This window comes from Actinoallomurus sp. NPDC052274, assembly GCF_040679475.1.
Lineage (GTDB): Bacteria > Actinomycetota > Actinomycetes > Streptosporangiales > Streptosporangiaceae > Actinoallomurus > Actinoallomurus liliacearum.
On record NZ_JBFAUT010000051.1, the window covers coordinates 1 to 6,929 of the forward strand.

Below are 6,929 nucleotides of genomic sequence, written 5' to 3' on the forward strand. Positions count from 1 at the left end.
CGCCCCCCTCGCGCGGGGGCCCCCCCTCCCTACCCCGCGCCCGGCCCCCCCCGCGGCGGCGCGCGGCCCGCGGCCCCCCCCGGCGCCCTGGCGGCCAGCGCCGATGATCACGGGCTTTGGGGCCGCGGCCTTGTCAGCGGCCGGCTCGCCGCTCCACGGTGTGGTCATTGGTGGGCGAGCCGGTCGAGACGGGCGTCGAGCAACCGCGGCTCAGCGAACTCCCGCGACGAAGCAGGCGTCGGGGTGGGGTCGGAACGTTCGGGGAACGCGGCGCGCTATGGGTCCCGAAGCGGAACGAAGCGGGCAACCAGGGCACGAATCCCGAGACTTCCGTACGGGCCGGCGTCAGCGCCCTGGATTTTCGTCGTTCACGGCACCGAAATCCTGGGCACAAGCCCAGATGGTCCTTATCCACTCGACATCCGCTCGGATCTCACCGCAAAGTAGTACGCATGCGCATCGCGTTAACGGGGATCGGAATCATCGGCGCGGGTCTGTTGATCTACTGGATCACGGGCCCGTACGGCGCCGTGGCGTTCACCTTCTTCGGCCTGTGGGCCCTGCTGCTGACGCTGTCGGCCGCGTTCGTCTCGGGGGCGGCGCTGACGGACGAGGTAGCCGGCGAGGAGCCCGCCGAAGAGGAGAGCCGCGTGACCGGCGGGTCGTGACGGGGGCTGCCGCGCCTCCGCGAATCGGAGGCGCGGACGCTCAACCGCCGTGCCGCGGAGTTCCGAAGGAGATCACGAGGTAGTCGTCCAGGGGCTGGAAGCCGATGCGCCGGTGGATCGCGTTGATCCCCGGGTTGGCCAGGTCGGCGAAGACCACGACGTCCTGTGCCCCTGCCTCGACGACGGCCCGGCCGACCGCGGCCGTCGCCGCCGCGCCGTATCCGTGGCGCCGGTGCTCCGGCGGCGTGTAGACGGGGGCGATCCGCACCATCCCGGCGACCATCCGGGTCCGGCCCGCGAGCGCCACCGGCACCCCGTCCCGCTCCCACAGCGTCAGCCCGCCGTACGCGATCCGGTCGTCGACCGCCGCCCCGTGGTCGCCGGGCCGCTCGCGGATCTCCCGCTCGGCGTCGTGGTACCAGCCGAGGAGCAGGTCGCGGTCGGCGGGCCCGGCGAGACGGGCGCGGCCGGGCGTGTCCGGGGCGCACACCTTCTCGAGCCGGTAGAGCCGCCGGCGCTCCCAGATCGTGAAGTCGGAGCCGGTCTCGGACCGCCAGCGTTCGGCGAAGGACTCGGCGAGCTCGTGGCGGCCGGTGACCCCTCGCAGCCGCCGCCCCTCCTCGGCCAGGGCGTCCGCCAGCTCCGTGGCGGCCTTCTCCGACATGGCGCTGAGCAGCAGCGGGAACGGCGGCGTGTGCACGAACGCCCCGGCCACGCACCCGGTGGACAGCCAGGCGCCCATCGCCGCCGGCGCGTTCCCGTACGCGGCCGACCCCCGCGCCCGCAGCGACTCGACCACGGTGATCAGGACGGTGTTCTCGACCGGCCGGGACCGGAGGAAGCAGCCAGCGGTCGCGTCATATTCCGCAATATCTCCGGTCATAACCCAGCCCATGGGCCTCATAGTGCCCAGTATTCGGCCGGGTGTGCAGGTCAACCGGCGATTGTGACCAACGCGTCACGCTCAACAACGGCGACCTCGACGCACGCACCGCCCGATAGGCGCCTTCGGAACGACCCGCACACCGATGTCGGGGCGTTCGGAGATATGGCGGATTTGGGCGAGTTGGGCTCGCATGATGTCCCGCCCGCCGCAGGGCGACTCCAGGAGTGACTCCGACAGCAGGGCCCGCGGAACGGGGCCATCTTCCTCATCGAGACCGGCCTGACGAGCCATGGCCGAGTGTGGCATACCAGACGGGAGGGGAGAATATCCCGTCAGTCCGCCCTTCACGGTCGATCGCCTTGACCCTCGTTTCGTCGAGTCGCATATCGCCGCTTTCCAGCCGTGAAACTGTCGCCTTGGAACCGCCGAGCACCTCCCCCATCAGCCCGCCGGTGAGCTTGCGCTGCCGGCGCCAGAACCGCAGGTAGTAGGCAACGAGCGCCCACATCGACGACTTCGGCTCGGGCTGCCCGGTGATCTGATCGACGCCGCGGCGCTGACCGCCAGCGAACTGACCACGAACGCCCTCAAACACGGCCTCCGCGCCGACCCGTGCGAGCCAGTCGTCCCGGCCGAACTCTGAATCGCTCGTTCCACCACCGCTCAGGGCCTCGCCGCAGCGCTGTCCGCACGCGGAATCCAGAACGTCACGTACCGCCACGAAGCACGCGTAGCCCTGCTCAGCATCCCGCTGGCCAAGGGCGGCGCCCTAGACGTCTGGGTGCGAGCCGAGGGCTTCGAGGAGCACGGCGGCCGATGACGGCGACGTCCGGCCGGGGCCGGCTTTCGCCTGGCCGGTGACACCCGGCCGAAGACCTCCGGGCCTCCCCGAAGCAACCCGACGCTGTCACCTGAGCAGGGACGAAACCCTGCTGACGCGACAGCGCCTGAAACGACCTCACCCCCGGCTGCCCAAGGACACGGCCGACCACTCACCCGTTCCGGCGAATGTTCATGGTCACCGCACATCGTGGGATGACCCGGGATTCGGCTGACCACGATCGCGAGCTTCGTCGACCCCGCGGGCTGGGCATCTGAGCGCGCGCCTCAAAGCATCGACCGCCGACGCGCTGGATCCGTGGCCGGTGAGGGCGGGGTCAGCCGGGTGCGCGAGGGGAACGGAGTGAGTATGCGGTTGAGTGGGGCGCGGGTGCTGATCACCGGGGCGTCCTCGGGGATCGGGGCGGCGACCGCGCGGGAGATGGCGCGGGCCGGGGCCCGGCTCGTCCTGGCGGGGCGGGACCGGCGGCGGCTCGACGCCGTGGCGGCCGAGACCGGCGGGCGGGTGATCGCGGGTGATCTGGCCTGGGACGTCGCCCGGCTGGCCTCGCGCGCCGGGCCGGTCGACGTCCTGGTGAGCAACGCCGGGGCGGGCTGGGCGGGGCCGCTGACGCGCATGCCGGGCAAGGCCGTCGATCGGCTGGCCGCCGTCAACCTCACCGCGCCGATCCAGCTGACCCGGCTCCTGCTGCCCGGCATGGTCGAGCGGGGCGGCGGGCACGTGGTGTTCGTCTCCTCCATCGCGGGTGCCGTCGGCGTACGGGAGGAGGCGGTGTACTCGGCGACCAAGGCCGGGCTGATCGTGTTCGCGGAGGGACTCCGCCACGAACTGCGCGACGTCGGGGTGTCGGTGGTGCTGCCCGGCGTCGTCGACACGCCGTTCTTCGTCCGGCGCGGCCGGCCGTACGCCCGCCGGTGGCCCCGGCCGGTGCCGCCCGAGCGGGTCGCGCGGGCGGTGGTGTCAGCGGTCGAACGGGACCGCGCGGAGTGCTACGTGCCGTGCTGGCTCCGCCTGCCCTCCCGGCTCCGGGGCGTGGCGCCGGGCGTCTTCCGCTCGCTCAGCGGACGGTTCGGCTGAGCATACGGTTCGGCTGAGCATACGGTTCAGCTCGGCGGTCGATCCGGCTCGGCGGTCGATCCGGCTGGGCCGTCGATCCGGCTGGGCGGGCGCTCGGCGGAGCGGTGCGAGGGTTTCGCGCGACGCGCCCGACCTGATAGGCCAGAGAGATGCAGAAACCCGCCACCGTTCTCCGTCGCCTGGCCGTCGCGCTCGCGGCGCTGCTGGCCGTGACCGCCGTGTCCCCGGCGGCGCACGCGCGTACGGATCCGAAGGCCCCCGAGGAGTTCGTCGCGCTCAGCGACGTCGATCCGACGATCATCCAGGAGATGCGCTACCCGACGCAGCACAACTTCGTCGGCCGGCCCATCGACGGATACCGCCAGCCGATCTGCATCCTGACCAGGCCGGCCGCCCAGGCTCTGCACAAGGTGCAGGGGAAGCTGCTGCGCCGGGGCTACTCACTGAAGGTGTACGACTGCTACCGCCCGCAGCGCGCGGTGAACGACTTCGTCAAGTGGGCCGAGGACCCGAAGGCCACGCAGATGAAAGCCGAGTTCTACCCGCGCGTGGACAAGTCGCGGCTGTTCGCGGACGGGTACATCGCCGAGAAGTCCGGGCACAGCCGGGGCAGCACGATGGACCTCACGGTCGTGAAGCTGCCCGCGCGGCCGACGGCGCCGTACCGCCCCGGGCAGCGGCTCGTGCCCTGCTACGCGCCGCAGTCCGAGCGGTTCCCCGACAACTCGATCGACATGGGCACCGGGTTCGACTGCTTCGACACGCTCGCCCACACGCTCGACCCGCGCGTCCAGGGCAAACAGCACGCCAACCGGCTGCTGCTGAAGAACGCCATGGAGGCCGCGGGATTCGTCAACCTGGCCGAGGAGTGGTGGCACTACACCTACCAGCCCGAGCCGTTCCCGAACACCTACTTCGACTTCCCGGTCTCGCGCGCCTCCCTGGCCGGGCGGCGCTGAGCGGCGCCGGTCAGACGGCGCAGCGCAGCGGGCCGCCGTTGTAGGCGATGGCGTCGGTGAAGGCGGCGATCAGGTCGAGATCGCCGCCTTCGGCGTCCGCGTACGCGCGGTGCAGGTTGAGGACGACGCGCTCGCGGTCCGGCCATCCGGCGAACGGGCCGAGGTCACACGTACGGGCGGCCTCCAGCGGGGTGAGCCCCTCCGCCCGCCCGCGCCGCGCGGTGTCGAGGATGAAGCGGTAGTACGCCTCGTGCGCCGCCAGGACGGGCGCGAGGTCACCGGTGATCAGCACTCCGTGGCCGGGCACCACCGTACGGGCGCCGAAGCCGGCCAGCCACTCCAGCGAGCGCAGCGCCCCCTCGACGGACCCCATGAAGACCAGCGGCGTCACCTCGTGGAAGATCAGGTCGCCGGTGAACAGCACCTGCTCCTCCGGCAGCCACGCGACCACGTCCCCGGCCGTGTGGGCCCGGTGTCCCGGGTGCCGGAGCTCGATCCGCCGCTCGCCCGTGAAGAGCGTCAGCTCGTCGTCGAGGACGACGGTCGGCGGCCGGACGTCCGAGACGCCCCAGTCCGGGGACGGCGACCAGATCGGCGGAGTGCCCTTGAGGATGAAGTCCGCCAGCAGCCCCTCGCGCGTCGCCCGGTGCCCGACCACCACGGCGGAGTCGGGGAGCAGCGCGTTCCCGTACGTGTGGTCCCCGTGGAGGTGCGTGTTGACCGCCATCCGTACGGGGTCCCCGCCGGTCGCCGCGTCGACCGCGGCGAGGAACCGCCGGGTGCGCTCGGCCGTCGCGCAGGTGTCGACGAGGATCACCCCGTCGGCCCCCTGCACGGCCCCGGCGTTGTTGATCCACCAGGAGCCGTCCGGCTGCAGCCAGGCGTGCACGCCCGGCGCCACCTCGGTCAGTCGCGGCTCGGCGCCGTCGGCCATCGTCGTCCTCCCGCTCCGCCTCCGGCCGATCTTAGCCTCGATCCACCGGTGAAGGTCCGGGTGAAGTGGCGACGAACGCCGGTCCACGGCCGGGGAGGCACGGCTGGCGTGTTGCGGCGTCGGGAGATCAGCCACGCTCGGACGATCCGAGCAGGAAGCGGCTGCGCTCCGGCGCTGTCAGAGGCCGGACGTGACGTGCCTCGGCCTCGGCTAGCAACTCGGCGACCGATCGACCGAAATCCCATACCCGAGCCGTGCCGTCGAGCCCTCCGGAGGCGAGATGCCCGCGCGCCGACCAGGCCACGCTACCGACCGGGCCGTCATGGTCGTCCAGGACGAGCGGGTCGCTCGCCTCGACTGGTTCCCAAACGCGTACCGTGCCGTCATCACCGGCGGACGCCAGCAGTTCGTCTCCGTGCCATGCGATCGAACCGACCGGTCCGCGGTTCCCGACCATGACGATCGACGCCCTTCCGGTGGCCAGATTCCAGATCCGGATGGTTCCGTCCGCGCCCGCGGAGGCCAACCGGCCTCCCGTCGACCATGCGACCCACCACACCAGGCCGTCATGGCCCGCCAGTACGCGTGGGTCGTCGGGGTGGCGAAGGTCCCAGACCCGCACGGTCTGGTCCATCCCGGCCGAGGCGAGCCGCCCGTCGGATGACCACGCGACCGAACGCACGCCCGGCGAGCCGTCGGCGCCCAGGACCTTTGCGGTTCGCTGGGGGACGTCCCATATTCGGATGGTCCCGTCGTCTCCCGCCGAGGCGACCAGCCCGCCCGTCGACCAGGCGACCGCGCGGACGCACCCGCGGTGCCCGGTGAGGACGACGGGCTCCCCGGCCTGGGGATGCCAGACGCGCACCGTCGCGTCGTCCCCGCATGAGGCCAGCACACCGGTGGAGGACCAGGCCACCGACCGCGCGGCGCCCTCGTGACCGTTGTACGTTTTGATCGGCTCTGGTTCTTCCAGGATCCGCACGTGCACGATGCCGTCCGACCCGGTCGTCGCGAGTTCGCCGTTCGGTGCCCAGGCCACGGAGCGCACCCAGCCGCCATGCCCGCGGTACACCGTCTCGCCGGTCGCGTCGCCATCCGTGGTCCGCCATACCCGGATGGTGCCGTCGCTGCCGGCGGAGGCGAGGTCTTCGTCGGAGGACCACGTCACGGTACGCACCCAGTCGCGGTGTCCGTTGAAGATCCGCTCCTCGCGCCCGTCAGGTCGCCATGTGCGCACGGTCGAGTCCTGACCGCCGGAGGCGAGCCGGCCGGTCGCGGAGAAGGAGATGCCCCGGACCGGGCCGATGTGACCGGTCAGCGTCTTCTTCCGCCGGCCGTTCTGATCCCACAGCCTGATCGTCGCGTCGTCACCGGCCGACGCGAGGCGGCCGTCGGCCGCCCATGTCACCAACCGCACCGGCCCGTTGTGACGGCCCACCAGACGCGTTCGTACCGAGGCCCCCGACCACTCGCGGACGGCCCCGTCCTCGCCCCCGCTGGCGAGTCGACCGTCCGGGGACCAGGCCACCGAACGAACCGGCCCCTCATGCGCCCTGAGGACCTT

At 72.1% G+C, this 6,929-nt stretch carries 8 protein-coding genes; 3 read left to right on the top strand and 5 right to left on the bottom strand.

Annotated elements, in window-relative coordinates:
* The first annotated feature begins 452 nt into the window (after positions 1-452).
* Complete coding sequence (locus tag AB0K82_RS32910; RefSeq protein ID WP_364404560.1) at positions 453-668, top strand: hypothetical protein; 216 nt, start codon at positions 453-455, stop codon at positions 666-668.
* A gap of 40 nt (positions 669-708) precedes the next feature.
* On the opposite strand, the gene AB0K82_RS32915 is transcribed toward AB0K82_RS32910, so the two are convergent.
* The 3 genes from AB0K82_RS32915 to AB0K82_RS32925 all read right to left on the bottom strand — a co-directional run bounded on the left by AB0K82_RS32915 (position 709) and on the right by AB0K82_RS32925 (position 2,275).
* Positions 709-1,563: a GNAT family N-acetyltransferase gene (locus AB0K82_RS32915; protein WP_364404562.1), complete on the bottom strand. Its 855-nt coding sequence runs from the start codon at positions 1,561-1,563 to the stop codon at positions 709-711.
* 69 nt (positions 1,564-1,632) lie between these two features.
* Positions 1,633-1,860: a Scr1 family TA system antitoxin-like transcriptional regulator gene (locus tag AB0K82_RS32920; RefSeq protein WP_364404564.1), complete on the bottom strand. Its 228-nt coding sequence runs from the start codon at positions 1,858-1,860 to the stop codon at positions 1,633-1,635.
* On the bottom strand, positions 1,820-2,275 hold the full coding sequence (locus AB0K82_RS32925; RefSeq protein WP_364404566.1) for a helix-turn-helix transcriptional regulator: 456 nt from the start codon (positions 2,273-2,275) through the stop codon (positions 1,820-1,822). The genes AB0K82_RS32920 and AB0K82_RS32925 overlap by 41 nt, the downstream gene beginning before the upstream one ends.
* Before the next feature lie 468 nt (positions 2,276-2,743).
* Here AB0K82_RS32925 and AB0K82_RS32930 point away from each other — a divergent pair, with 468 nt between their 5' ends.
* Complete coding sequence (locus tag AB0K82_RS32930) at positions 2,744-3,472, top strand: SDR family NAD(P)-dependent oxidoreductase (RefSeq protein ID WP_364404568.1); 729 nt, start codon at positions 2,744-2,746, stop codon at positions 3,470-3,472.
* Positions 3,473-3,621: 149 nt separating this feature from the next.
* A complete protein-coding gene (locus AB0K82_RS32935) occupies positions 3,622-4,431 on the top strand; it encodes a M15 family metallopeptidase (RefSeq protein WP_364404570.1) in 810 nt (269 codons plus the stop codon).
* 10 nt (positions 4,432-4,441) lie between these two features.
* Here AB0K82_RS32935 and AB0K82_RS32940 read toward each other — a convergent pair whose 3' ends face one another.
* Complete coding sequence (locus AB0K82_RS32940; RefSeq protein WP_364404572.1) at positions 4,442-5,365, bottom strand: MBL fold metallo-hydrolase; 924 nt, start codon at positions 5,363-5,365, stop codon at positions 4,442-4,444.
* A gap of 127 nt (positions 5,366-5,492) precedes the next feature.
* Positions 5,493-6,929, bottom strand: a 1,437-nt coding sequence (locus tag AB0K82_RS32945) for a WD40 repeat domain-containing protein (protein WP_364404574.1), incomplete at its 5' end; no start/stop codon positions are given.

Coding starts and splice junctions, on each gene's coding strand:
- AB0K82_RS32920 (WP_364404564.1), bottom strand. CDS start 1,860: ATGCCACACTCGGCCATGGCTCGTCAGGCCGGTCTCGATGAGGAAGAT.
- AB0K82_RS32935 (WP_364404570.1), top strand. CDS start 3,622: ATGCAGAAACCCGCCACCGTTCTCCGTCGCCTGGCCGTCGCGCTCGCG.
- AB0K82_RS32910 (WP_364404560.1), top strand. CDS start 453: ATGCGCATCGCGTTAACGGGGATCGGAATCATCGGCGCGGGTCTGTTG.
- AB0K82_RS32915 (WP_364404562.1), bottom strand. CDS start 1,563: ATGGGCTGGGTTATGACCGGAGATATTGCGGAATATGACGCGACCGCT.
- AB0K82_RS32940 (WP_364404572.1), bottom strand. CDS start 5,365: ATGGCCGACGGCGCCGAGCCGCGACTGACCGAGGTGGCGCCGGGCGTG.
- AB0K82_RS32930 (WP_364404568.1), top strand. CDS start 2,744: ATGCGGTTGAGTGGGGCGCGGGTGCTGATCACCGGGGCGTCCTCGGGG.